The sequence below is a fragment of the Lutimaribacter marinistellae genome, assembly GCF_042648365.1.
GTDB lineage: Bacteria > Pseudomonadota > Alphaproteobacteria > Rhodobacterales > Rhodobacteraceae > Lutimaribacter_A > Lutimaribacter_A marinistellae.
This window is the reverse complement of the sequence record NZ_JBHRXI010000001.1, coordinates 585410-608475: the sequence shown is the minus strand read 5'-3', so window position 1 is coordinate 608475 and position 23066 is coordinate 585410. Positions and strand designations below refer to the sequence as shown.

Annotated in this window: 27 protein-coding genes; 11 read left to right on the top strand and 16 right to left on the bottom strand. The window is 61.8% G+C overall.

Annotation, left to right across the window (positions count from 1 at the left end; genetic code table 11):
* Window positions 1-2: 2 nt before the first annotated feature.
* Genes flgH through ACFORG_RS02725 form a run of 8 tightly spaced genes read right to left on the bottom strand, consistent with a single transcriptional unit; the run spans window position 3 to window position 4024 of the window.
* On the bottom strand, window positions 3-734 hold the full coding sequence (flgH, locus tag ACFORG_RS02760; RefSeq protein ID WP_386733843.1) for a flagellar basal body L-ring protein FlgH: 732 nt from the start codon (window positions 732-734) through the stop codon (window positions 3-5).
* Window positions 734-1147 carry a flagellar basal body P-ring formation chaperone FlgA gene (gene flgA / locus ACFORG_RS02755; protein ID WP_386733842.1) on the bottom strand — a complete coding sequence of 138 codons (414 nt, stop codon included), beginning with the start codon at window positions 1145-1147 and terminating at the stop codon, window positions 734-736. Before flgA ends, flgH begins: the two co-directional genes overlap by 1 nt.
* Window positions 1147-1932, bottom strand: a complete 786-nt coding sequence (flgG, locus tag ACFORG_RS02750; protein ID WP_386733841.1) for a flagellar basal-body rod protein FlgG — start codon at window positions 1930-1932, stop codon at window positions 1147-1149. Before flgG ends, flgA begins: the two co-directional genes overlap by 1 nt.
* 12 nt (window positions 1933-1944) lie before the next feature.
* Window positions 1945-2658 carry a flagellar hook-basal body complex protein gene (locus tag ACFORG_RS02745; RefSeq protein WP_386733840.1) on the bottom strand — a complete coding sequence of 238 codons (714 nt, stop codon included), beginning with the start codon at window positions 2656-2658 and terminating at the stop codon, window positions 1945-1947.
* Window positions 2658-2930, bottom strand: coding sequence for a flagellar biosynthetic protein FliQ (locus tag ACFORG_RS02740; protein WP_386733839.1), 273 nt, complete (start codon window positions 2928-2930; stop codon window positions 2658-2660). Before ACFORG_RS02740 ends, ACFORG_RS02745 begins: the two co-directional genes overlap by 1 nt.
* 4 nt (window positions 2931-2934) lie before the next feature.
* A complete protein-coding gene (gene fliE, locus ACFORG_RS02735; RefSeq protein ID WP_386733838.1) occupies window positions 2935-3225 on the bottom strand; it encodes a flagellar hook-basal body complex protein FliE in 291 nt (96 codons plus the stop codon).
* A gap of 11 nt (window positions 3226-3236) precedes the next feature.
* Window positions 3237-3629, bottom strand: a complete 393-nt coding sequence (gene flgC / locus ACFORG_RS02730; protein WP_386733837.1) for a flagellar basal body rod protein FlgC — start codon at window positions 3627-3629, stop codon at window positions 3237-3239.
* A gap of 5 nt (window positions 3630-3634) precedes the next feature.
* On the bottom strand, window positions 3635-4024 hold the full coding sequence (locus ACFORG_RS02725; RefSeq protein WP_386733836.1) for a FlgB family protein: 390 nt from the start codon (window positions 4022-4024) through the stop codon (window positions 3635-3637).
* 87 nt (window positions 4025-4111) lie between these two features.
* Here ACFORG_RS02725 and ACFORG_RS02720 point away from each other — a divergent pair, with 87 nt between their 5' ends.
* From ACFORG_RS02720 to ACFORG_RS02695, 6 genes are all read left to right on the top strand, one after another.
* Window positions 4112-5452: a FliI/YscN family ATPase gene (locus ACFORG_RS02720; protein ID WP_386733835.1), complete on the top strand. Its 1341-nt coding sequence runs from the start codon at window positions 4112-4114 to the stop codon at window positions 5450-5452.
* 88 nt (window positions 5453-5540) lie between these two features.
* Window positions 5541-6386 (top strand): flagellar motor protein MotB, encoded by an 846-nt coding sequence (locus ACFORG_RS02715; RefSeq protein ID WP_386733834.1) that lies wholly within the window; start codon window positions 5541-5543, stop codon window positions 6384-6386.
* A 91-nt stretch (window positions 6387-6477) separates the two neighbouring features.
* Window positions 6478-7779, top strand: coding sequence for a flagellar hook protein FlgE (locus tag ACFORG_RS02710; RefSeq protein ID WP_386733833.1), 1302 nt, complete (start codon window positions 6478-6480; stop codon window positions 7777-7779).
* Window positions 7780-7811: 32 nt separating this feature from the next.
* The gene (gene flgK / locus ACFORG_RS02705; protein ID WP_386733832.1) at window positions 7812-9236 is read left to right on the top strand and encodes a flagellar hook-associated protein FlgK; all 1425 of its coding nucleotides are present in this window, start codon (window positions 7812-7814) and stop codon (window positions 9234-9236) included.
* Between the two features lie 4 nt (window positions 9237-9240).
* Window positions 9241-10245 (top strand): flagellin, encoded by a 1005-nt coding sequence (locus tag ACFORG_RS02700; protein WP_386733831.1) that lies wholly within the window; start codon window positions 9241-9243, stop codon window positions 10243-10245.
* The gene (locus ACFORG_RS02695) at window positions 10242-11342 is read left to right on the top strand and encodes a flagellar basal body P-ring protein FlgI (protein WP_386733830.1); all 1101 of its coding nucleotides are present in this window, start codon (window positions 10242-10244) and stop codon (window positions 11340-11342) included. Before ACFORG_RS02700 ends, ACFORG_RS02695 begins: the two co-directional genes overlap by 4 nt.
* Window positions 11343-11584: 242 nt before the next feature.
* Here ACFORG_RS02695 and fliP read toward each other — a convergent pair whose 3' ends face one another.
* Genes fliP through fliF form a run of 4 tightly spaced genes read right to left on the bottom strand, consistent with a single transcriptional unit; the run spans window position 11585 to window position 14784 of the window.
* Complete coding sequence (gene fliP, locus ACFORG_RS02690) at window positions 11585-12322, bottom strand: flagellar type III secretion system pore protein FliP (RefSeq protein WP_386733829.1); 738 nt, start codon at window positions 12320-12322, stop codon at window positions 11585-11587.
* Window positions 12319-12603 (bottom strand): FliM/FliN family flagellar motor switch protein, encoded by a 285-nt coding sequence (locus ACFORG_RS02685; RefSeq protein ID WP_386733828.1) that lies wholly within the window; start codon window positions 12601-12603, stop codon window positions 12319-12321. Before ACFORG_RS02685 ends, fliP begins: the two co-directional genes overlap by 4 nt.
* Window positions 12596-13195 carry an ABC transporter ATP-binding protein gene (locus tag ACFORG_RS02680; protein ID WP_386733827.1) on the bottom strand — a complete coding sequence of 200 codons (600 nt, stop codon included), beginning with the start codon at window positions 13193-13195 and terminating at the stop codon, window positions 12596-12598. Before ACFORG_RS02680 ends, ACFORG_RS02685 begins: the two co-directional genes overlap by 8 nt.
* Window positions 13195-14784, bottom strand: a complete 1590-nt coding sequence (gene fliF, locus ACFORG_RS02675) for a flagellar basal-body MS-ring/collar protein FliF (protein WP_386733826.1) — start codon at window positions 14782-14784, stop codon at window positions 13195-13197. The genes ACFORG_RS02680 and fliF overlap by 1 nt, the downstream gene beginning before the upstream one ends.
* Window positions 14785-14899: 115 nt before the next feature.
* Here fliF and ACFORG_RS02670 point away from each other — a divergent pair, with 115 nt between their 5' ends.
* Genes ACFORG_RS02670 through ACFORG_RS02650 form a run of 5 tightly spaced genes read left to right on the top strand, consistent with a single transcriptional unit; the run spans window position 14900 to window position 19397 of the window.
* The gene (locus ACFORG_RS02670; RefSeq protein WP_386733825.1) at window positions 14900-15406 is read left to right on the top strand and encodes a flagellar basal body-associated FliL family protein; all 507 of its coding nucleotides are present in this window, start codon (window positions 14900-14902) and stop codon (window positions 15404-15406) included.
* 10 nt (window positions 15407-15416) lie between these two features.
* Window positions 15417-15812, top strand: a complete 396-nt coding sequence (locus tag ACFORG_RS02665) for a hypothetical protein (RefSeq protein WP_386733824.1) — start codon at window positions 15417-15419, stop codon at window positions 15810-15812.
* Window positions 15812-16381 (top strand): MotE family protein, encoded by a 570-nt coding sequence (locus ACFORG_RS02660; RefSeq protein ID WP_386733823.1) that lies wholly within the window; start codon window positions 15812-15814, stop codon window positions 16379-16381. Before ACFORG_RS02665 ends, ACFORG_RS02660 begins: the two co-directional genes overlap by 1 nt.
* A gap of 29 nt (window positions 16382-16410) precedes the next feature.
* A complete protein-coding gene (motA, locus tag ACFORG_RS02655) occupies window positions 16411-17280 on the top strand; it encodes a flagellar motor stator protein MotA (RefSeq protein WP_386733822.1) in 870 nt (289 codons plus the stop codon).
* Window positions 17277-19397 (top strand): hypothetical protein, encoded by a 2121-nt coding sequence (locus tag ACFORG_RS02650; RefSeq protein WP_386733821.1) that lies wholly within the window; start codon window positions 17277-17279, stop codon window positions 19395-19397. The genes motA and ACFORG_RS02650 overlap by 4 nt, the downstream gene beginning before the upstream one ends.
* Before the next feature lie 61 nt (window positions 19398-19458).
* On the opposite strand, the gene ACFORG_RS02645 is transcribed toward ACFORG_RS02650, so the two are convergent.
* From ACFORG_RS02645 to ACFORG_RS02630, 4 genes are read right to left on the bottom strand one after another with little or no spacing between them, the layout of a single operon-like run.
* Entirely contained in the window at window positions 19459-20304 is an 846-nt protein-coding gene (locus ACFORG_RS02645) for an ABC transporter ATP-binding protein (protein ID WP_386733820.1), read from the bottom strand.
* Window positions 20301-21188, bottom strand: a complete 888-nt coding sequence (locus ACFORG_RS02640) for an ABC transporter ATP-binding protein (protein ID WP_386733819.1) — start codon at window positions 21186-21188, stop codon at window positions 20301-20303. Before ACFORG_RS02640 ends, ACFORG_RS02645 begins: the two co-directional genes overlap by 4 nt.
* A complete protein-coding gene (locus tag ACFORG_RS02635; protein WP_386733818.1) occupies window positions 21185-22048 on the bottom strand; it encodes an ABC transporter permease in 864 nt (287 codons plus the stop codon). The genes ACFORG_RS02640 and ACFORG_RS02635 overlap by 4 nt, the downstream gene beginning before the upstream one ends.
* Entirely contained in the window at window positions 22041-23048 is a 1008-nt protein-coding gene (locus ACFORG_RS02630; protein WP_386733817.1) for an ABC transporter permease, read from the bottom strand. The genes ACFORG_RS02635 and ACFORG_RS02630 overlap by 8 nt, the downstream gene beginning before the upstream one ends.
* Window positions 23049-23066 lie beyond the last annotated feature (18 nt).

Here is a 23066-nt window from a genome sequence, read left to right as displayed (position 1 = left end):
TCTCAGAACGGCAGGACCGTGTCGAGCACCTGCTGGCCGTAGCGCGGTTGCTGAACGTCGGTGATCTGGCCGCGCCCACCGTAGGACACCCGCGCCGAGGCGATCTTGTCATAGGTGATCTCGTTGCGGCGCGAGATGTCCTCGGGCCGGACGTAGCCGGTTACCAGCAATTCGCGCAGTTCGAAATTCACCCGAAGCTCCTGCGTGCCAGAGATCGACAGAACGCCGTTCGGCAGAACGTCGACAACCGTGGCGGCAACGCGCAGCTCCAGCTTTTCCTCGCGTTTGACCGAGCCGCGGCCGGCGCTGGAACTGGTCGAGTCGATCGAGACGGCATTCGCCATCGAGGCGCCCTCGGGCAGTTTGACATCGGCGCGCTGCGGCAGACCGAAAAGATGCGGCAGGCCGAGGCTTTCCGATCCGCTGCGCGAGCGGTCGGTGTCGTTCGATATCTCGGCGCTCTCGTCGATCTCGATCACCACGGTGAGGATGTCGCCTTTCTTCATCGCGCGCTGATCGCCCAGAAGAGAGCTTTGCCCGCCACTCCAGAGCGATGCCTGGTCGACCGTTCGCTGCGGTTGGGTATGCATCGGCAGACCGGGCCAGAGCATGGCGACATGCTCGGACCCGTCGGTGGTCGGGGTAAAGCTTGGCGGTTTGCCGAGGTGATCGCCGCGGCCGCAGGCCGTCAGCAGAACGAGAGAAGCAAGAAGCGGTTTGACTGAAGAGTTCATCAATTGACCTCGATTGAGCCGTCTGACCGGATGCGGCCGCTGACGGTGCTGCGGGAAGACAGGTTCATGACGCGGATCAGTTCGCCCACGGCGCCGCGCCCCAGGGCGCGCCCATCGGTCGAGATGGTGAGCAGGCCGGTGTCATAGACCAGCGTGACCAGATCGTTGCGATCCACGAGCGCGGGCGGGCCGATATCGCCCGGATTTATCGGTCGCCCGGCATAAAGCGCCACGCGCGCCTCCTGGCCGATCACGGCATCGATGCGACGGAACGCGCCGGGAAGCTCGGCCGATTTCACGGTGACGTCCGCCGCGCCGATGATCTCTTTCGGGCGAATCGTACGCGTCGGTACCACGGTGTCGGCAACAGCGCCCGAGGCGGCGAGCAGGAGGGCGAGGGACAGGCGCAGCATCAGCGGACCTGCGTCGTCGCGCCCATCATCTGGTCGACCGCCGAGATGACCTTGGCATTCATTTCATAGCCGCGCTGCGCCTCGATCAGTTCCGTCACCTCGCGCACGGCGTCGACGGAACTGTCCTCGAGATAACCTTGTCGCAACGTGCCCAGCCCATCCTCACCGGGATTGCCGGCATTGGGGGGGCCGGATGCCTCGGTTTCCGTAAAGAGGTTGCCGCCCAAGGCTTCGAGCCCCTTGGCGTTCGGGAAACTGGCAAGCGTGAACTGGCCGAGAAGCTGCCCGTCGGCGGTGTCGGTGAAATAGGCATAGACCTCGCCGGAGGCGTTGATCGAGATCGAACGGGCGTCGTCCGGGATCGTGATTTCGGGTGCCACTGCATAACCGTCCGACGTGACGATCAACCCCTCTGCCGAGCGCTTGAGCGCACCGTCGCGGGTAAAGGCGGGCTGACCCGAGGGAAGCGTGACCTCGAGATAGCCGCGCCCTTCGATGGCAAGGTCCAGATCGTTGTCGGTTTCGGACAGAGCACCCTGCGCAAGGTGAACCGAGACCGCCGAGGGCCGCACGCCGAGGCCCAGCTGAACGCCAGTTGGCAGGACGGTTCCGTCGGCGGCGTTCACGGTACCCGCACGCGTCGCCTGCTGGTAATGCAGGTCCGCGAATTCGGCCCGGCGCGCGTTGTAGCCGGTGGTGTTCATGTTCGCGAGGTTGTTGGAAATGGTTTCGACCCGCATCTGTTGTGCGGTCATGCCGGTGGCGGCGATCTTGAGGGCGCGCATGATCCTGTCTCCTTATCGCATCAGGGATTTGACGGCGTTGCGGATGCGTTCGTCTTCGGCTTCGAGAAAGCTCTGCCCCAGTTCGTAGGCGCGCTGGATCTCGACCAACCGCGCGACCTGTTCGATGCCGCTGACGTTCGAGCCTTCGACGAAACCTTGCAGGATGCTTGCGCCCTCGGTGGGCTCCACCCCGTCCTCGGCCCGGAACATCACGCCACCCTCGCGGCGCAGCCCGTTCGGGTTCGTTGGCTGATAGAGGCCGATCTGCGTGAGCAGGCGCCCTTCGACACTGATCGTGCCGTCAGCCGCGACCTGAACGCCATCGGCGTCGGGCGGGATGAAGATCGGACCGCCGTTGACGTCAAGAACCCGGTGGCCGTCCATGTTAACCAGTTCGCTGGCGGCGTTGGTGGCGAAGCTGCCCGCGCGGGTCAGGCGCTCTCCCGCTTGGGTCTCGATGAGGAAGAACCCGTCGCCCTCGATGGCGAAGTCGAGGCTGCTACCGGTCTGGGTCAGGACTCCTTGTTCCAGCGAGGTGTTCTTGACCTGCGCCCGCCCCATCGAGAGCGAGGGCTGGTTGCGGCTGTCCTGTATGTATTCCGAGAAGACCAGCCCCTCCTGCCGGTAGCCCGAGGTGGACATGTTCGCGATATTGTTCGCGATCAACCGGATCTCGTGCATCAGGCCGGATTGACGCGACAGCGCGGCGTAGCTTGCGGTTTCCATCAGAACCCTCCGGATATGAGCGGTACGATTGTCGTGGTGAAGAAGGAGACCAGCGTCTGGGTCATGAATCCCATCGAGATCCAGAACACTAGGACGATGGCCAGAAGCTTGGGCACGAAGGTCAGGGTCATTTCCTGGATCGAGGTGAGCGCCTGGAACAGGCCCACGGCCAGACCCGCGACCAGTGCGACCGTCAGGATCGGAACCGAGGTGATCACCGCGATCCAGAGCGTCTGGCGCACGGTATCGTAGAAAAGACCCTCGCTCAGCATGCCATCAGACCGGCATGCGCAGGATTTCCTGGTAGGCCTCGACCACCTTGTTGCGCACGGTGATCGCGGTCTCTACCGCCAACTCGGTCTGGGCGAGGGCCTGGACGAGGGCATGCGGATCGGCGCGTCCGGTCATCGCCGCTTGCGAGAGTTGTTCGCTATGCGCGAGGGTCGCGGCGAAATCCTGCGCGGCACCACGCAGCATCTGGCCCGCACCGTCATGCGCTGGATCGGCCTGGGTTGCCGGGCGTGCGGAGGCATAGCTCTGCGCGGCGGAGAGCGTTCGGATATCCATTCTGGTGTCCCTTATTTCTTGAGCAGTTCCATCAGGCCGGATGACATTTGCCGTGCCTGGTCGAAGATCTTGAGGTTGGCCTCGTAGCTGCGCTGCGCTTCGCGCGCGTCCGCGATCTCGATCATCAGATCGACGTTCGAGCCCTCGTAATGGCCGCTGTCATCCGCCATGGGATGGCTGGGATCGTAGACCTGCGGCAAGTCGGTACGGTCGAGATGCACGCGGCCGGTCACGACGGTCTCGGTTCCGGTCGCCCGGTCGGAGACCGTTTCGAAGGGCACGAGCTTGCGCCGGTAGCCGGGGGTGTCGGCGTTCGAAATGTTCTCGGAGACATGGCGCAGGCGCGCGGCCTGCGCGCGCAACGCGCTGGCGGTGACGATCAGGGATTTGGCAAACTCGCTCATGCCCGTCACACCTTGCCGAGGCTGGCACGCAGCACGTTGAGCGACGTCTTGTAGATCGCAAGCGCGCGATCATGCTGTCTTTTGACCTCCACCGCCTTGAGCATCTCTTCTTCGAGGGAAACGCTGTTGCCATTGGGGTCGGTCGCGCCTTGTGTCGCCACCTCGGCCCATTCGGTGCCGCCCTGCGCGATCCCGTTGATATGGGCGGGGCGAGACGCGCGCATGGCAGTGCGAGGAGCGTCGCGATCATAGCTTGCGGCGAAGGGTTCGATATCTCGGCCCCGGTAGCCGGGGGTATCGGCATTTGCCATGTTCTGCGCCACGATCGCCTGTCGTTTTCCGGCATGTGTTGCCATGGCGTACGCAGTCTTGAACACGTTGATATCTTGGAACATCGGGGCTTCTCCCTCGAGCGATTTCAATCAAGGCTTAACCCCGATTCCTTTAGAAACCGTTTTCAGCAAATGGATGGAGATTTCGACATGATTGCCCCCGATCCCCGCTGCCTGACGGCCGAACTGAACAGCCTGAGCCTTGTGCGGCATGTCGGGCGTGTCGCTGGAATCGGGCGGGGAACGGTCGAGATTTCAGGGCTGGCCGAGCAGGCGCGGATTGGCGATCGCCTGATCCTGTCTCGCAACTGGGGTACAGAGCTGACGGGCGAGGTTCTGCAAGTCGAGCGCGATATCGTCCACATGCTGCCTGACAGCGCGCCCGAAGGCGTTGCGCTGGGCAACAAGGTGGTTCTGGAGCCAATGCCCGTTTTTGCGCCCGGGTTGCATTGGCTGGGCCGCGTGGTCGATCCGTTTGGACGGCCGCTGGATGGCCGCCCATTGTTGCGCGGGGAAGAGGAATGCGATGTCCTCAGTTCGCCGCCACCGGCCGTATCGCGCCGGTCCATGGGGGGGCGGATGGCAACCGGGCTTGCGGTTCTGAACACCGTGCTGCCCATCGTGCGGGGCCAGCGCGTCGGTCTGTTCGCCGGGTCCGGTGTCGGGAAATCCAGCTTGCTGGCCACCCTCGCCAGCAGCATGGAGGCAGATGCCGTCGTTGTCGCGCTGATCGGTGAGCGGGGGCGCGAGGTGAACGATTTCCTGGACAAGACCCTTGGCCCCGAGGGGCGGCGGCGCTCGGTCGTGGTCGCCGCCACCTCGGACCAGTCTGCTTTGACCCGCAGGCGGTGTGCGCTGGCCGCCATGAGCGTTGCCGAACGGTTCCGCGACGCCGGCAGGAACGTCCTGTTTCTTGCCGATTCGATCACGCGCTTTGCCGAGGCGCATCGCGAGATCGCGGCGTCGATGGGCGAGGCTCCGGCGCTGCGCGGGTACCCACCCTCGGTGACGCCACTGATTACCGGGCTGTGCGAGCGGGCCGGGCCGGGGGCCGATGGCCAGGGCGACATCACCGGCGTCTTCAGCGTGCTGGTGGCGGGCTCGGACATGGACGAGCCGGTTGCCGATATCCTGCGCGGGGTTCTGGACGGGCATATCGTTCTGAGCCGCGAAATCGCCGAGCGGGGGCGCTATCCTGCCGTCGATGTCAGCCGGTCGGTGTCGCGGTCGCTGCCCGAAGCCGCGACAACGCAGGAAAACGAAATGATCGCCGAGACGCGCAAATTGCTTGGCAGCTACGAACGGTCCGAAGTCATGATCCGGGCAGGTCTCTACTCCGAGGGGTCGGACCCTGTGCTGGACCAGGCCGTCCGCGTATGGGAAGAGCTGGATGCGTTTTTCGGCAAACAGGACCCGCAGGGAATAGCGCACAGTTTCAACCGGTTGTCTTTGATATTGCGGCGTGCGCGGGCCGGTGCCCATCCCGGCTGAGTTGCGGAAATCGCGAAAGCTTTAGGTGTTATCCTCGCCTTAACGTCTCGACTGCTATCCCGGTCACGGGTGATTAGGAGTGGTGGAGATGGGTGCGCAATCCAATGCGGCGCCGATCATCATCAAGAAGAAGAAAATCGTGGGTGGCGATGGCCATCACGGTGGCGCGTGGAAGGTCGCTTATGCCGACTTCGTCACCGCCATGATGGCCTTCTTCATGTTGATGTGGCTGCTGAACGCGACGACGGAGAAGCAACGCAAGGGGCTGGCGGATTACTTTTCGCCGGATGTACCGGTCAACCCGGTTTCGGGCGGCGGCGATGGCGCCTTTGGCGGGGACAGCATGTTCTCGGAAGAGACCATGGTTATGAACGGTTCGGGCGCGACCAACTGGCGACCGGCCGATGCGCGGCAATCGCGCGGTTCGACCGGCGTCGACGCCGAAGGCGGTGACCGAGCGCCGCACGAGGAGTTCACCGAACTCGAGGCGCTGTTGCAGGGCCGCGGGGGTGAAAGCCTGGTCAGCGACAAACTGCTGCGCCATATCGTGACGCGCGTAACCGACGAGGGGCTGATCGTCGAGCTGTTCGCGACCGAGGACGCCCCCTTGTTCGAAGAACGCTCCGACCGGCCTACCGATCTGATGAAGGAACTGGCGCGCGTGGTCGCGCGCTCTGCCGACATCGTCACGAACTGGGTGGCGGTCGGAGGGCATATTCGGGCTCATCCCGTCGTTCTTGCCGAAAGTCCGGTGTGGGAATTGTCGAACCGCAGGGCGGAGCGCACGCGCTTGCTGCTCGAATCCAGGGGCCTCGACTCAAGTCGCGTTCGCCGCGTTACCGGCCACGCCGACCGCGAACTGGCCGATCGCAACCCGATGGCAGCAAGAAACAACCGCGTTGAGGTCATCTTTTTACGAAAACCGGCAGGGTAGGAGGGAATCTTGCCGCCGTTAGCCGCCTGTTAAGCGGGCGCACGGTAGCTGTTGCATCACGATCCGACCGATGCAGCAGAAAGGCGGCCCAATGACGATCTCTTCCTCGCTTAATGCCGGTGTGGCGGCGCTGACCGCGAATGCCAGCCGGCTGGCGACGATTTCGGACAACATCGCGAACTCGTCGACGTTCGGCTACAAAAGGGTCGAAACCGATTTCCACTCGGTGGTGAACGCGGGCAACGGGGGCAAGTATGCCGCCGGCGGTGTGCGTACAACCGCGCAGCGCATGATCGACGAACGCGGCTCACTTGTTACTACGTCGAACGCGACCGATCTTGCGGTTCGCGGGCGCGGGATGCTTCCCGTGGCATCCGTACCCGAACTGAACGCCGACAATGGTGCGCCACAGATGCGGCTGACCACGACCGGATCGTTTCGCACCGACGATGTCGGCAGGCTGGTGACCGAATCGGGCCTCGTCCTGCTGGGATGGCCAGCTGCGCCCGATGGCACGATACCGACCTATCCGCGCGACACGGCGGAGGGGCTGGAACCTGTGGAGCTCAAGGTCAACCAACTCTCGGGTTCGCCCACGACCCGGATCGCACTGGGCATCAACCTTCCCGCGACACAGACCGAGGCCGGTTCGGAGGGGGAAGTGCAGAACCTCTCGGTCGAGTATTTCGACAACCTCGGCAAGTCCGAAAGCATCCGGATCGAATTCGTTCCGACGATTCCTGCCTCAGGCGAATCCAACCAGTGGACCATGCGCTTGCGCGATACCGCGTCAGGCGACACCGTCGTGGGAGAATACACGCTGAGCTTTACCGATGATCGGGCCAGTGGCGGGACGCTTTCCTCGGTCACAATGACCAGCGGCGGCAGTTATGATCCTGCGACTGGAAGTGTGGTTGTCGAGGCGGCGGGCGGACCGATCGAAATCGGACTTGGACAGCTTGGCGACCCAAGTGGGCTGACGCAGCTTTCCGACCGCTTTGCGCCTGTGTCGATCGAAAAGGACGGATCGGCGGTGGGCAGCATGACCCGTGTCGAGGTCGACGAAAACGGCTATGTTCACGCTTTCTTTGACACGGGGGCCAGCCGGCGGATTTTCCAGGTCCCTCTGGTGGATCTTCCCAATCCGAACGGAATGACCCCGCTGGACAAGCAGACTTATGCGCCGTCACGGGAAAGCGGGCCGATCTTTCTGTGGAATGCCGGTGACGGTCCGACAGGTGACCTGGTGTCCTTTGCACGCGAGGAATCGACCACCGACGTGGCAACGGAATTGACCTCTATGATCCAGACACAAAGGGCCTATTCCTCCAGCGCCAAGGTCATCCAGACCGTTGACGAGATGCTGCAGGAAACAACGAACATCAAACGCTGACGTCGTCATGATCATTCTATGAGAGGTGCGGCATGAGCATTTCCACTGCCTTCAATTCGGCCCTGAGTGGTCTGACCGCCGCCAGCCGGACATCCTCGCTGATTTCGGACAATATCGCGAACGCGCTGACACCGGGATACGCGCGGCGAAGCCTCGAGCTGGTTGGGGACGCACTTGGTAGCGGTGTCGGATTTGCGGGGGTCCGCAGGCATACCGATCCGGTGCTGATCGCCAACCGGCGAGAGGCGGAGGCTGTGTTGGGCCATGCCAAGACGATCGACGGCTTTCATTCGCGGATGGAACGGGTAAGCGGCACGGTCGGAGAAGAAACCTCGCTTGCCGGACACGTTGCGGCCTTGGAGTCGCGCCTCATCGAGGCAGCCAGCCTTCCCGGTTCGGCCGTCCGCCTGGATGCAGCGGTTGCCTCGGCGTCTGACCTCGCCACGTCGCTCAACATGGCGGCGCGCGAAGTGCAGCAGGCGCGCACTGATGCCGACCGTGAGATCGCGCGCCAGGTCGACAGCTTGGGGCGCCTGCTGACGGAGGTAGAGGTTGCGAACGGAAAGATCCCCGCACTACGGGCAAGCGGTGAGGATGTGTCGAGCCTTTTGGATCGCCGTCAGACCCTGATCGACGAGATAAACAGGATCGTCCCGGTAAACGAGGTTCCGAGGGGCCGGGATGCAGTTGCGCTCTACACCGATGGGGGCGCGATCCTGCTGGACGGGAAGGCAGCCGACGTGACGTTCCGGGAAACCGGCCTCGTCACGGCGCACATGACGTTTGAAAACGGCGCACTCGGCGGTGTCGCTGTCAACGGGGTGCCCATAGGCACCAAGGCTCTGGCGGGTGGCTCGCTCGCCGCGCAGTTCGACATCCGTGACGTTCTGGGCGCCGAGGCGCAGGCCGATCTGGACGCCATGGCGCGCGACCTTGTCGAACGGTTTCAGGCCCCTGGCCTAGATGCGACCCTTGGCGCCGCCGCAGCCGGAATGTTTACGGACGGTGGCAAACGTTTCGATGGCGATACCACCGGTCTCGCAAGTCGGATCGCGCTGTCAGAGGTCCTGTCGCCAGGTCAGAGTTGGCGACTGCGCGACGGGCTTGGCGCCACAACGCCCGGCCCGCCGGGCGAGGCCCGACTGTTGCAGGGCTTTGTGTCCGCGCTCGAAAATGCGCGTGCGCAATCGGACCTTGTCCTGGGAAGCGGAGCTATGACGGCCTCGGATCTTGCAAACGCCGTGATGTCTCGTTCGGGGGGACGCGCACATCAGGCAGACCAGAAACTGGCCCGAGCCAACAGCGAGGCGGTCGAGATGCAGCGTCTCGAAATGGAAAAGGGCGTCGATACGGATACAGAGCTGCAATCGCTGATGCGGGTGGAGCAGGTCTATGCCGCGAATGCGCGCTTGCTGGAAACCCTCGACGACATGATGGATCAATTGCTGAGGATCTAATGACATGACCATGACTTCCGTCGGAGATCTCGCCCGCGGGCTGATGCTCAAGACCCGCAGCGCCGAGATCCGCTCAGATGTCGAACGTCTCTCGAAAGAGTTGAGCAGTGGCCGGGTTAGCGATGTTTCCGCGCATCTTGCAGGCGACTACTCTCACGTGACCGATATCGAGCGTGGCATGTCGCGCCTCGACGCGTTCAGGATCTCTGGGACCGAGGCCCGGTTATTCGCAGACGCGATGCAGGCGGGTCTGACCCGCGTCGCCGATCGGTCGAGCGGTTTGTCGACGGTCCTGCTACAGGCCGATTCCGCGGGAATGGCGGGGCAACACGGTATCCTTGCGACCGAGGCGCGTGGTGCGTTGGAGGACATGATCTCGTCGCTCAACACGCGTGTAGGCGGGCGTAGCGTTTTCGCGGGGGTGGCAACGGACAGCACGCCCTTGCCACAGGCCGATATCCTGCTCGCCAGACTCAAAGAAGCCCTCGAAGGCGCGGGATCGGCGCGAGACGCAATCGAAAAGGCGCAGGATTGGTTTCAGGATCCGGCCGGGTTTGCGACTCTTTACGGCGGCAGCGACACGGCGCTTTCCGCAATGCAGGTTTCCGAACGCGAGACGGTTGCGCTGGATCTCACGGTAATGGACCCTGCCTTGCGCGATGGGCTGATGGCGGCGGCGGTAGCCGCGCTGAACGATGACCCCGCTCTGAGCCTGTCGATGGAACAACGCGGCGTCCTCGCCCGCGAATTGGGCGTTGCCCTCGCCAATACCGGTGACAAGGTCATCGGTCTGCAAGGCAAGGTCGGTGCGGCCCAGGATCGTATCGGTCAAGCGGCTGCCCGCAATGCGGCGGCGCGGTCGAGCCTCGAAATCGCGCGGAACGAACTGATCGGCGCGGATCCTTATGATACCGCGACGCGGCTTCAGGCCGCCCAGGGGCAGCTTGATGCCTTGTATTCTGTAACGGTGCGGAATGCGCAATTATCATTGGTGAATTACCTGAAATGATCCGTATCCTGCTTTTCTGTATTGCTGTCCTCCTGCCCGTCACATCTCAGGCCGGGTCGATCCGACTGAAGGATCTTGTCGATTTTGACGGGGTGCGTGGCAACGATCTGGTCGGATATGGCCTTGTCGTCGGCCTCAACGGCACGGGCGATGGCCTGCGCAACACGCCCTTCACCGAAGAAATCATGTCGAACGTGCTCGAGCGTCTGGGCGTAAACGTCGATGGAGAGCAGTTCCGCCCCAAGAACGTGGCAGCCGTGTTAGTCACCGCCGCCTTGCCCCCTTTTGCCCGGGTGGGAAGCCAGATCGACGTAACGGTCTCGGCAATCGGCGATTCCAAGAGCTTGCTCGGCGGTACTCTGATCATGACGGCGCTCAATGCCGCCGATGGTCAGATTTACGCGGTTGCGCAGGGCACCGTGCTGGCTGGCGGGACCGTTGCCGAAGGTGATGCGGCCTCGGTCACGCGGGGCGTACCAACCTCCGGCGTGATCCCCTCGGGTGCGCGGGTCGAGCGTGAGGTCGCCTTTGACCTCGGGTCGTTGACCAGCCTTCGTCTGGCCTTGCGAGAGCCTGATTTCACCACGGCAGGCCGCATCGAGCGAGCGGTGAACTCCGAATTTAACGCCCCGGTAGCCGTAATGCGGGACTCGGGAACCATCGAGTTGGATGTACCCGCGACCCGGTCGGTGTCGGTGGCCCATGCCATCGGGCGGATCGAGAACATCCTGGTCGAGCCCGAGCGCAAGGCCAGGGTCGTGGTCGATCAACGGTCGGGTACGATCGTGATGGGCGACGATGTGCGGATCTCGCGCGTCGCCGTGTCACAGGGCAATCTGACCTTGCGGGTCGAAGAGGCGCCCATTGTCGTTCAACCGAACCCGTTCTCGGACGGTCAGACGGTCGCCGTTCCGCGCACCAACGCTCAGATCGAAGAGGACGAGGGAACAGGGCTGGCCGAGCTGCCCGAGAGCACGTCGCTTTCCGAAGTAGTTGCCGGTTTGAATGCCTTGGGCGTTTCGCCACGCGACATGATCGACATTCTCAAAACGATCAAGGCGGCCGGCGCCCTGCACGCAGAGTTCATCGTGCACTGATCCCGAGACACTGGCGTAAGCATACCGGGTGAACGCGGCCCCCTGTCCGAGATGCTCTCCCGTCGCGGATGGAGCCGTTCTGAAGGGCGGAACCATAAGGCGCGTAGAGACGTGAGTGCGAGCGCCGGCAAGGTTCAAAGACAGGCGTCAACGTCGCTCGGAACGTGGCCGTTCTGCCGACACCGATCGCGATCTGGATCAGGGAACAACCAAGCGCGGGAGCTTCGGCACAATTGATGATCTTATGGCAGGTAACTGCGGACGAGCGCCGAGGCGATCAGGGTCCAACCATCGGCGATGACGAAAAATGCCAGCTTGAAAGGCAGCGCGACCGTCGCGGGCGGGACCATCATCATACCCATGGACATGAGAACCGCTGCGACCACGAGATCGATCACAAGAAACGGCAGGAATACCAGAAAGCCGATCTGGAAGGCGCGAGCGATCTCGGACAGCATGAAAGAAGGTACGAGGACCGAAAGCGACGCGTCCGGAGCTGGGCTTACTGCTATGCCGTCGGGCCGCAAGGCGGCGATTGCGGCAAAGGTTTCGGCATCTACCCTTGAAGCCATGAAATTGCGGAATGGTTCGATGGCAGACCGCAAGGCCGGTTCCAGTGCCATTTCTTCGTCGATCAAGGGGCGCAGGCCGGTCTGCCAAGCCTGGGTAAAGACCGGTTCCATCACGAAATATGTGAGGAAAAGCGCCAGGCTGACGATCAGCATGTTGGGTGGCGATTGCTGAAGCCCGATCCCTTGGCGCAGAATTGCCAGTACGGTCACGAGAAATGGAAAACAGGTCACCATGATCGCAAGGCCCGGCGCAAGGCTGAGAACCGTGATCAGCAGGATCAGCTGGATCGCACGGCCCGAAAGCGAGCTGTCCGCTCCAAGGTTGACCGTAACGTCCTGCGCAACGGCCTGACCCGGAATTGCGATTGTCATCGCCAGAATGGCGAGAACCAGGCCTGCGTGTTTCATTCGAGGCCGGTCTTCACGTTCGAAACCTCGGTAAGGCGAACGGCGAGTTGACCCGCAGCCTCGCCTTCCATCTCTTCGAGTTGGCCTCGGGCCACCAATTGGTCACCGACGTAAAGCTCCACCGGATCTTCGACACGGCGGTCAAGAGTGAGAACCGCGTTTTCGCCCAAGGTGGCGAGCTCTTTGATGAGTGGCCTTGCGCGCCCGACCGAAACGGTGATTTCGATCGGTACGGCTTCGAACGGGTTCGGAGTGTCGGGTCGGCTCGTCGATTTAGACATTCTGGGCGGCCTCCTTGGCGTGGTAGGTGAAAGACTCGAGTGCCGTTGCAAGCGCTGCCATCAGCGCATCGCAATCCACGGCGCGCTCCGCATTGCCGATGCGAAGGCTGGCCTGCCCGGGGGGCAGGGAGGCCTCTTCGACGATCTGAACGGGCATTGCGAATTCGCGTTCGAGCAGAGGCTTGAGGATTGCGCCTGCCCCATTGGGAACGACGACCAGCGCCGGTTGGCTGGTTTGCCCGCGAGCCATCTCATGTAACTGTTCGACCAGGTGCATGCCGTAACCGTCCTTGAGAGCACCAGGCAGGACGGTATCGACAAGGCGCTTGAACATGGGATCGAGTGCCGCGCTGAGCTGTGCGAGCGCTTCCTGGTAGGTGAAGGATGCGTCTTCGAGAGTGCGGGCAAGTGCTGCGGCGACATCCGTTTTCTGGTCGGCTTGCGCTGCCGCGGCATCGTCCCAACCGGCAGAGTATCCTTGGTCGAAAGCCTTGAGGCGATGTTCCTCGAGCGCTTCTTCGGACATGAGATGGACCTTGTCAGCGTTCAGCGGGTCCGTTTCGAAATCCTGGAGGAGATGAGCGATGGTCATCACGCTTTCTCCTCTCGTTCCTCAAGCCAACTACGCAGGATTTCGACGGTTTCTTCCTGCTTGTCGCCTATCATCATTTGCAGCCGTGCGACGGCATCCTCGCTGGGAGTTGCTGCGATGGCGGGCAGCTGCCCATCGCCGGCAGTGCCAAAGCTGCCGTCCTCGTTCTGGACTTCGCCCATGAGCACGGGCGGGGCTGTGACATCTGCGCCGTTTGCAGGATCACCGGGTGGCAAGCTCAAAGTGTCGGGCGCAGGGCGCATCAAAACCGGGCGTATGACGAAAAATCCAAGGATCAGAGAAACCAGGGCCAAGGTCGCCATCTGAAGAATCGCCATCGGATCAGCCAAGAAATCGGGCCAGGCCGAGGCATTGGCCACCGTGCCTTGCGGTGCGACCGAGGGCAGGTCCATCGACTTCAACGTGATCACGTCACCGCGTGCGGCGTCGAAGCCCACGGCCGATTCGACCAGTTCGCGCAGGGCCTCCATCTCGCCTTCCGGACGCTCGGCAATGGTCGCCGCGCCAGCCTCGTCGGTTCCGCGAATCCCGTCGACGAGCACCGCGACCGAAAGACGCTTGATCGCTCCGGGAACCCGAACAATCTCCAGCTCTGTTTCAGAGACCTCGTAATTCACGCGCTCACGAGTCTCGCTGGTGCTCGAATTGGATTCATCGCCTGTGGCGCCATCGCCATCCGGTAGATTCGAGGCAACCGTGACGTCCGCGGACTGGTTACGAGAAGTGTCGGACCGTTCCTCGACATCAGTGCTGATGGCCACCCTTCCATTGGGATCGATTCGGCGTTCGCGAATGGATTCCGTTTCAGTAACGGTTTCGACGCTGACCTCGACAACCGCGTTGCCCCGGCCCACGCGCGCCTCGACAAGGCGGAGCACGCGTTCGCGCAATTGCTGCGCCCGATCCTCGGCCGTGCTGGCCGCGGGGGTTGTCTCCGGCGAACCGATCACGGCCCCTGTGGCATCGATCACCGCGACATTCTCGACCTCCAAACCGGTGACTGCAGAGGCCACGAGATACCGGATGGCGTTGGCTTGCGCCGGTGTGACGGAGCCGCCGCTTGGGACGATAGAGACGGATGCCGTCGGGTCCGCGGATCGCAGGAACGGGTTGGCCGTGCTGTTCGCGATATGCACCCGGGCCTGCGCGACATGCGGGTTCGCGACGATTGTACGGGCCAGTTCGCCCTCCTTGGCGCGCCAGTAAGCAGCATCGAACATCTGCGAGGTCGTGCCGAATCCGCTGAGTGAGTCGAGTAGCTCATAGCCTTTGCCGCCATTCGCGGGCATGCCTTCGCTCGCAAGTGTCATGCGGAGTTCGTCGCGCTCCATCGAGGGAACGTAGATCGAGCCGCCGCGCACTTCGTACGTCGTGCCCTTAGCGTCCAGCGCGCGCACGATCTCTCCGGCAGCGCCTGGTTCCAGCCCCGCATATAGAAGTGTCATCGACGGGGAAGACGCGATTCGCGTCATGCCGACAAGGCTTGCGAAGACCGCGAGAGTAGCCCCCAGAACGATAATCCTTTTTCGCCAATCAAGATTCGCCCAGATGTTCGTGATCTGCTGCACTTCAACCTCCGTCCCGCCGGCGTTCTGCCGGGCGCTCCTTCTGTTTGGTCGAAGCGCCTTAACAATCGGTTAGTTTCTGGGGGGTATGACTGGTCTCGCAGAAGGAGAGGACACCATGACGGACGCGACGGTCGAGGTTCAGGAGCCGGTCGGCAAGAAAGGCAGGATGACTGTCATTCTGGCTGCCATCCTTGGTATAGCCGGGGCTGGGATCGGCTATTATGCCGCCGTGACAGGTGCCCTTCCCTATGTCGGCGGAGGTGCCTCGAAGCACGACGTGGGGCGTGCGCCCAGCGGCGATTCCGGCGTCGCGGCTCTGCCGCAGGTCACATTCGTCGATCTTTCCCCGATCATAGTTTCACTGGGCGATACGGGTGAGCTTTTGCACTTGCGCTTTCATGCTCAACTGGAGGTCGAGGACGCCCATGCGCAGGAAGTGGAGCGCATGAAGCCGCGAATCGTCGACGTGATCAACGGTTACCTGCGCGCTCTCGAGGTTACGGATCTGCGCGACCCGCTCGCCCTGTCTAGGCTTCGTGGACACATCCTGCGGCGTATCAACATTGTCCTCGGCGAAGGCAGGGTACGCGACATTCTCGTGATGGAATTCGTTCTGAACTAGGGAGACCGACTTGGAATTGGTGGCGGACATACTTTTGGCGGCGGGCGCACTAGGGGCAGGGCTTTACTGCCTGGTTCTTTCCCGACGTCTGAAAAAGTTCAACGACCTTGAAAAAGGCGTTGGCGGGGCGGTTGCCGTTCTGTCTTCGCAGGTCGAAGAACTGAACCGAACGCTTGCCGTGGCACGCTCGGCCTCCGACAGCTCGACCGATGCTCTCGATGCACTCACCGGGCGCGCCGAATCTGTCGCGCAGCGACTGGAGCTGATGATGGCGTCGATGCATGACGTGGTTCCTGAGAGGTCGACAGAAGACAACGAGCCCGCACCGGCGAAGAAAGACGAGGCCCGTCCGCCCGCGGGTGTCATGTTCGTGCGCCACGAACGCAATGCGGCCGGTGGTGCCTGATGACGCGCCCGAAAGCCAGCCGAAGCGGAACATTGCTTGCGATTTCTTTGCTGATGATCTCGTCCGCCGCAATAAGGGTCGCGCTGGAGTCCGGACCGGCCTTCGCGCGCGAAGCGGGTTCGGAGGCGACCGAACTGCCAACCCGCGCCGATCCGGGCAGAGAGGACATGCACGTTTTGCTCCAAAGGCTGCGGGCTCGCGAAGCCGAGTTGCGCGATCGCGAAAGCAACCTGACCGACCGGCTCAAGGCGCTTGAAATCGCGGATCGAGCCGTGGAACGCAAACTGACCGCCTTGCGCGAGGCCGAGACTGCGCTGAGAGAAACGCTTGCGACGGCGCAGGTCGCGGCCGAGGACGATCTGGTCCGGCTGACGGACGTTTACGAGAACATGAAACCCAAGGAGGCAGCGATCCTTTTCGAGGAAATGGATCCCGCATTCGCCGCAGGGTTTCTTGGTAGAATGCAACCTGAAAGCGCAGCGGGTGTCATGGCAGGACTCAGCCCACAGGCGGCATACACGATCAGCGTCATTCTCGCCGGTCGCAACGCATCAGTGCCAAAGAACTAGAAAAATTCCTCCAAGATCGGAGAAGAGAAATGATCGGACTAATCGGCATCGTCGTTATCTTCGTGATGGTGTTTGGCGGCTATCTCGCCGCAGGCGGCAAGATGACGATCATTCTGAAGTCTTTGCCGTTCGAGTTGATGATGATCGGTGGAGCTGCTGCAGGGGCATTTTTGATCAGTAACGACTCCGGTGGCATCAAGCACACGCTCCGGGACGTGGCAAAAGTCTTCAAGGGTCCGAAATGGAAGCCCCAGGACTACCGAGATCTCTTGTGCCTGCTATTCTCATTGATCCGGATCGCTCGTACCAACCCAGTAGAGGTCGAGCAGCATATCGAGGACCCGGCGGCCTCGTCCCTTTTTTCGAAGTATCCCAAGATCCAGGGCGATCGCGAAGCTGTGGACCTGATCTGTGATACAATGCGCTCTGCCTCGATGAATTACGACGATCCACACCAGGTTGAAGAGGTGCTCGAAAAGCGCATGGAGAGCAATTTTCACCATGCGCTTCATTCAAGCCATGCGCTTCAGACTGTTGCAGACGCGTTGCCGGCCCTTGGCATCGTGGCCGCGGTTCTGGGTGTCATCAAAACGATGGGCTCCATCGATCAGCCACCGGAGATACTGGGCAAATTGATCGGAGGAGCTCTGGTTGGAACATTTCTGGGCGTATTCTTGGCTTATGGCCTGGTGGGTCCTTTCGCGTCAAAGCTGAAGAACGTCGTCGAGGAGGACAATCACTTCTACCAACTCATCAAGGAGGTCCTCGTCGCCAACCTCCACAATCACAGCGCTGCAATGTGCATCGAAGTCGGACGGCAAAACACCCCTACCCACAATCGCCCTGATTTCGCGGAGCTGGAAGGCGCGCTCAAGGAATTGAAACAGGACGCGGCATGAGGCGATCGATTTTTCTGTCCCTGATTTTCCTGTTTCTTGCCGGCACTGCTTATGCCTTTACCATTCCGGTTCGATCCGGCGCGCATCCGGACTTTACCCGGCTGACCTTTCGTATCCCGGAAGGAACGGATTGGGATCTGGAGGGCGGCGAAGGGCTCGCCCGATTGCGGATCGGGATCGAAGAGGTTGTATTCGACACCAGCAGTGTCTTTGGCAGGATCCCGAGGGCTCGCCTGAATGCGTTGATCCAGCTTGAACCGGGCGCACCGCTCGAACTCTCATTCGCGTGCGATTGCCAAGCAAAGGCATTTGTCGAAGGAAAGACCCTGCTGGTGGTTGATATCCAGCCCAAGCAAATCAGTAGCTCGGTTGAGGTCGGTAGTAGTCCGTCCACGGTTAACCTGCCGGTGGTCTTCGAGACGCCGGGTTCGATCGACATGCCGCTGGTGCTGCCCGATTTTGACCGTGAGGTAGAGGACAGTCTTGCAAAACGTCTTCTCGGTGGGGTGGACGGGGAAATCCTTGAACTCAAACCGGCCCGCATCGGCCCCCGGCCTTCGAGTACGGTTTCCGAAGGAGATTCTTTAACAGGCGCTAAACCCGAGGCGAACATCCGTATCGAAACTGCGATGCACCGCGATCTCGACAGAATACGCGGCGCACTGACGAAGGACGTCGAAACGGCACGTTGTTTTCCGGCGGAAGACCTCAATGTCAAAGACTGGGGAGATGATACGAGTTTCGATGAACAGATCGGTTCGGCTCGCGCGAGGCTCTTTGGTGAATTCGACCGAATAGATGAACCGGCTGTCGAGGATCTGGCCCGTCTGTACATCCATTTCGGATTTGGAGCCGAAGCACGCACCAAGTTGCGGCTGGTGTCGGAGACAGGCGGTTCGTCGGTTCTGTGGGCTGTCGCCGGAGTGATTGATGGCTCGCCGTCAAAGACGTCCCCTGTCTTTGCGGGTCAGGAAGTTTGCGATGGCCCGGCTGCGCTTTGGTCGGTTCTAGAATCCGAGGAAGCAGGGGAAACGACCAATGCAACAGCGGTTGAGCGTGCGTTTTCCGAACTACCGGTCCACCTGCGCGGCCATCTGGGCCCGAGCGTTGCATCAGCCTTGACGCGAGGCGGATACATCGATTCTGCGAAAAGGATTCTGCGCTCTGTCGAACGCGCCGGTACCACTGAAAACAGCGCCACCCATCTTGCGGAGGCGGAACTGGCTGCCTTGGAAAAGGCGCCCGAAACAGAGGAAATGGAGCTGCAGGCGGCCGTTCTTGCACCGGATGCAGAAATCGAAGCGGCTAAGGCAATCGTTCAACTGATAGAGAAAAGATGGACAGAAAGATCAGGTGTGTCCGACAAGGAACTGGACCTCGCCGCCTCTTATGCGCGCGAGTACCGCACATCGGGTATCGGTCCCGAGATCGAAAAGGCGCATGTTTTGGCGCTTGCGCTCAATCAGGACTTTGACCGCGCGATCCTTCTTCTCGGTCGAAGGCAGGGAGAGGATCAAGACACCATAACGCTTGACCGGGTTTTTGCGCTGTTGTCGGAAAATTCCGATGATGTCACCTTTTTGCGTCATGCAATGGAGATCGCGCCGAAACATCTCGCAAGACTTGGCGAGGAAACATCCCGCCTGATCGCCGACAGGCTGTTGTCGCTGGGGTTTCCCAAAGAGGCGCTCGCCTTTGCTGACAGGCCTCGGGACCAACCTTCAAGACGTGAGAGGGCGAACCTCATTGCAGCGGCCGTTCTTGAACTTGGTCGTCCGCACCGGGCGCTTCTTGAATTGCAGGGGCGCGATGATGAGGCCGCTCAGCAGATCCGAGGCATGGCCCTGGCCCGCAATGGCGCATATCTCGAAGCCGCGGAGACGCTTTTGTCCGTAGGTGACTCAGAAGGCGCTGCGCGCTACTTCTGGCTTGGGGACGCTTGGGAGCAAGGGCCGCCTGATGACGCAGGGGCTTTTGGCGAGGTGGTGGACTTGTCGCTCGAATTGTCCGGTGAAGAAAACCTTCCCGGCACACCTCTGGCAGATGCAGAAGCTTTGCTTGCGCAAAGTGAAACCGTTCGTGCACAAGTGGATGCACTCTTGGGGAAGGTCGAGTAACGAGACACCGACCCGTCGCCCTGTGCTGGTCGAGAACCAATTACCGGGGACGCCGCGCAGGTCAATCGAACCAGCTGTCATCGAGTTCCGGACGCGGTATCGCGGACAACAGGGTTTGTGTGATCTGTGACGCGGGGTGGTCGAACACTTTCTGAACGGGACCCTGTTCGACGATCTTGCCATGGTCGAGCACGATGACGTTGTCGCAGAGATGGCGGATGACCGATAGATCATGGCTGATAAAGGCAACAGTGATCCCCATGTCGCGTGCCAGCGTCTTGAGCAATTCCAGCACCTGGGCCTGTGACGAAACGTCGAGGCCCGACACGATCTCATCAGCAAGGATGAAGCGCGGTTCAAGCGCGATGGCGCGGGCGATCCCGACGCGCTGGCGCTGCCCACCGGAGAGTTGATGCGGAAACCTGCTGACGAAATTGGCGGGCAATCCGACCTTGACCAGAGCGGCCGCGGCGTCGTCACGCGTTCCGCCGCGACCATAGCGTTTCATCGGCGTCGCAATGATCCGTCCGACGGTATGGCGCGGATTTAGCGAAGACATTGGATCCTGAAAGATCATCTGCAAATCACGGCGCAGAGGGGCGATCTCTTCTTCGCCCAGATGTGCAATGTCGCGGTCGTCAAGCAGCACTTTTCCCGCGTCGGGTTCCAGCAGGCGAACGAGAACGCGCCCGGCGGTGGACTTGCCTGACCCGCTTTCCCCTACAATACCGGTGATCTGCCCGGTGGGAATATCGAACGAAATCCCTTTAAGGACTTCGATCCTCGGGGCGGGGCCGAACAGCGGTTTATGTGCCATGTCCGGAAAGCTGAGCCGCAGGTCCCGAACGGAAAAGAGGGCGGGTTGAGCTTCGGTGGTCATGGCGGTCAGCGGCTCCAACATGGTCATGCGCGGACCCCCTGAGCGTGTTTGTCATCCAGCGCGATCTGGCGGTGCAAATCGGCGATCAGGCTGTCCGGCACCGGCGAGAAGCTGCGATCGGGGTCGGCATGGCTGGGTGTCGCGGCGATCAGGGCACGCGTGTAAGGATGGCCGGGATTTGTGAATATGTCACGCGTCGCTGCATCCTCCATCACCTTGCCGGCGAACAGCACAGTCACCTTCTGGCTGATCTTGGCGACGACGCCCATGTCATGCGTCACGAACAGGACAGACGTACCTGTTTCCTGTTGCAACTCCCGGATCAGGCGCAGGATCTGTTTCTGCACCGTCACGTCGAGCGCGGTGGTCGGTTCGTCCGCGACGATCAAACGGGGCGAGGGGGCAAAGGCCGCAGCGATGAGAACGCGCTGGCGCATCCCGCCCGAGAGTTCATGCGGGTAACTGTTCATCACGCGTTCGGGTGCGCGGATATGAACGCGATCCAGAAGGTCGAGCGCGCGCTCTCGTGCCTGTGCTGCCGACCAACCGCGTATGCGTACCAGCGGGTCGGTGATCTGTGGCCCGATCTTGCGAACCGGGTTGAGTGCCGTGAGCGGATCCTGCGGAATAAGAGCGGCGGTTTCCGCAACAGTAGCGCGGCGTCGGGCTAGGGAGAGGGAGCCGAGATTGTGCCCCTCCATCAGGATTTCACCACGTGTGATGGAGAGCGCCGAGGGCAGGATACCTAGAACCGCCTTGCCGATCATGGATTTGCCCGCCCCGCTCTCGCCGACCAGCGCGCGAACTTCGCCAGGTTCCAGTGTCAGAGAGACATCGCGAAGAAGGCGCATCCCGTTCGGGAGTTCGATGGTCAGGTCCACAACGTCGAGTGTATTGCGATGGTTGGTCATTGCAGCACCGGGTCGAAACGTTGCTTGAGCCCTTCGCCCAGTGTCGAAAAGGACAGGACGGTGAGGAAAAGCGCGATGAGAGGGAAAAGGAGGACCCACCAGGCGAAATGGATCGCCCCGCGACCTTCGGCGATCATCGAGCCCCAGGTCGGGTCGTCGGTCGAGATCGAGAGGTTCACGAAGGACAGTATCGCTTCGACGATCACGGCGATGCCCATTTCGAGCATGAGCAGCGCGATGATCGAAGGCAGGACATTTGGCAGGATCTCTCCGATCAGTGTCGTCAATCGGTTGGCGCCGCCGATGCGGGCGCTGTCGACGTAATCCATGCGGGACTGAACCATGGTTTCCGCCCGGATGACGCGTGCAAAGCGGGTCCAGTCGATCAGGGCGATGGCCGCGATGACCGAGAAAAGGCCCGTGCCCATGACGGCGACGAGCAGCACGGCGAACAGGACGGGGGGAAAGGCCATCCAGATCTCGATCAGGCGGGAGATCACGCGGTCCCACCATCCGGCGTAATACCCGGCGAGCAACCCGAGGATCGATCCGAACACGCAGGTGATCGTTGCAGCGATGAGGGCAACGAACAACGCCACCCGCGCACCGTAAATCATCCGAGATAGAACGTCGCGGCCAAGGCTGTCTGTTCCCAGCCAGTAACCGGGTTCACTTCCCGCTATAAAGAAGGGCGGCAGACGCTCCATCAAGAGGTCCTGCGCCAGCGGATCATGCGGGGCGATGAACGGGGCAAAGAGCGCGGCAAGGGCAAGCAGGCCGAGCCAGCCGAGGGGCAGCCAGAGCCGAAGGTTCCGGCCGCCCGATCGGCGCGCGCGGGGAAGGGCGGTTGCATCAGCCATGGCGCAGTCTCGGGTTCAAGAGGGTATAGGACAGATCGACGATCAGGTTGATCGCGATGAAGAGAGCGGCAAAGAGCAGAACGATTCCCTGGATAAGAGGCAGGTCGCGGTTGATCACCGCATCGATGGCCATGTTCCCGAGACCCTCGTAGGCGAAGAGGCGTTCGACGATGACAGTACCACCGATGAGGAAGGTGAACTGTACCCCCACCAGGGTGAGTGTCGGCAGGGCCGCGTTACGAAGTGCCTCGCGCAGGATCACGGCTGTTTCGGAAAAGCCGCGCACGCGGGCCAGCGTCGTGTAATCCTGAACCAGCGCCTCCTTGAGGTTTTGCTTGAGCAATTGCGCGATCATCGCGGCCAGGGGCAAGGCGAGTGACATGGCAGGCATCAGCATATGCGACAGGGTCGATCCGACCACGTCGAACCGCCCTCGCAAGAGGCCTTCGATCACGTAGAAATTCGTGGTGAAGTCGAATTCAAGCCGCGGATCGATGCGCCCCGAGATCGACAGGACGGGCCAGAACACGCCGAACAGCAGGACAAATAGCAGCCCCCAGAGAAAATCGGGGATCGAAAGAACCGCCCCGGCGCCGAGATCGAGGCCGACCTCGGTTCCCGTTCCGCGATGACGGGCACCCAGAACCGCAGCCAGCCCTCCTGCGGCCACGGCGATAACCAATGCCATCAGGGACAGTTCGAGGGTCGCGGGAAGACGGCCCAGAACCAGCTCCTCCACCGGCTGGCGCAGGGTGATCGAGGTGCCGAAATCGCCCTGCACGACACCGCCCAGCCAGATCACGAATTGCTGTGGCAGGCTCTTGTCCAATCCGTAGAGCGCGGTGAGCGCGGCGATATCCTCCTCGGTGGCGCCCGGGGGCAGCATCATCGCGATCGGGTTTCCGGGTGCGACGCGGACAAGAGTGAAGACGACGACGGCAACACCAAAAAGTGTGACGGCAGTGGTCAACAGCCGCGCAAGGATGGTTCGGATCAGCATTATGCCCCCGTGTGCAGG

Coding starts and splice junctions, on each gene's coding strand:
- ACFORG_RS02745 (WP_386733840.1), bottom strand. CDS start 2,658: ATGGAAACCGCAAGCTACGCCGCGCTGTCGCGTCAATCCGGCCTGATG.
- ACFORG_RS02645 (WP_386733820.1), bottom strand. CDS start 20,304: ATGACCATGTTGGAGCCGCTGACCGCCATGACCACCGAAGCTCAACCC.
- ACFORG_RS02640 (WP_386733819.1), bottom strand. CDS start 21,188: ATGACCAACCATCGCAATACACTCGACGTTGTGGACCTGACCATCGAA.
- flgC (WP_386733837.1), bottom strand. CDS start 3,629: ATGAGCGAGTTTGCCAAATCCCTGATCGTCACCGCCAGCGCGTTGCGC.
- ACFORG_RS02695 (WP_386733830.1), top strand. CDS start 10,242: ATGATCCGTATCCTGCTTTTCTGTATTGCTGTCCTCCTGCCCGTCACA.
- ACFORG_RS02740 (WP_386733839.1), bottom strand. CDS start 2,930: ATGCTGAGCGAGGGTCTTTTCTACGATACCGTGCGCCAGACGCTCTGG.
- ACFORG_RS02710 (WP_386733833.1), top strand. CDS start 6,478: ATGACGATCTCTTCCTCGCTTAATGCCGGTGTGGCGGCGCTGACCGCG.
- ACFORG_RS02630 (WP_386733817.1), bottom strand. CDS start 23,048: ATGCTGATCCGAACCATCCTTGCGCGGCTGTTGACCACTGCCGTCACA.
- ACFORG_RS02720 (WP_386733835.1), top strand. CDS start 4,112: ATGATTGCCCCCGATCCCCGCTGCCTGACGGCCGAACTGAACAGCCTG.
- flgH (WP_386733843.1), bottom strand. CDS start 734: ATGAACTCTTCAGTCAAACCGCTTCTTGCTTCTCTCGTTCTGCTGACG.
- ACFORG_RS02680 (WP_386733827.1), bottom strand. CDS start 13,195: ATGACCATCGCTCATCTCCTCCAGGATTTCGAAACGGACCCGCTGAAC.
- ACFORG_RS02650 (WP_386733821.1), top strand. CDS start 17,277: ATGAGGCGATCGATTTTTCTGTCCCTGATTTTCCTGTTTCTTGCCGGC.
- ACFORG_RS02685 (WP_386733828.1), bottom strand. CDS start 12,603: ATGTCTAAATCGACGAGCCGACCCGACACTCCGAACCCGTTCGAAGCC.
- ACFORG_RS02670 (WP_386733825.1), top strand. CDS start 14,900: ATGACGGACGCGACGGTCGAGGTTCAGGAGCCGGTCGGCAAGAAAGGC.
- ACFORG_RS02660 (WP_386733823.1), top strand. CDS start 15,812: ATGACGCGCCCGAAAGCCAGCCGAAGCGGAACATTGCTTGCGATTTCT.
- ACFORG_RS02715 (WP_386733834.1), top strand. CDS start 5,541: ATGGGTGCGCAATCCAATGCGGCGCCGATCATCATCAAGAAGAAGAAA.
- fliP (WP_386733829.1), bottom strand. CDS start 12,322: ATGAAACACGCAGGCCTGGTTCTCGCCATTCTGGCGATGACAATCGCA.
- ACFORG_RS02700 (WP_386733831.1), top strand. CDS start 9,241: ATGACCATGACTTCCGTCGGAGATCTCGCCCGCGGGCTGATGCTCAAG.
- ACFORG_RS02725 (WP_386733836.1), bottom strand. CDS start 4,024: ATGTTCCAAGATATCAACGTGTTCAAGACTGCGTACGCCATGGCAACA.
- flgA (WP_386733842.1), bottom strand. CDS start 1,147: ATGCTGCGCCTGTCCCTCGCCCTCCTGCTCGCCGCCTCGGGCGCTGTT.
- flgG (WP_386733841.1), bottom strand. CDS start 1,932: ATGCGCGCCCTCAAGATCGCCGCCACCGGCATGACCGCACAACAGATG.
- motA (WP_386733822.1), top strand. CDS start 16,411: ATGATCGGACTAATCGGCATCGTCGTTATCTTCGTGATGGTGTTTGGC.
- fliE (WP_386733838.1), bottom strand. CDS start 3,225: ATGGATATCCGAACGCTCTCCGCCGCGCAGAGCTATGCCTCCGCACGC.
- flgK (WP_386733832.1), top strand. CDS start 7,812: ATGAGCATTTCCACTGCCTTCAATTCGGCCCTGAGTGGTCTGACCGCC.
- ACFORG_RS02635 (WP_386733818.1), bottom strand. CDS start 22,048: ATGGCTGATGCAACCGCCCTTCCCCGCGCGCGCCGATCGGGCGGCCGG.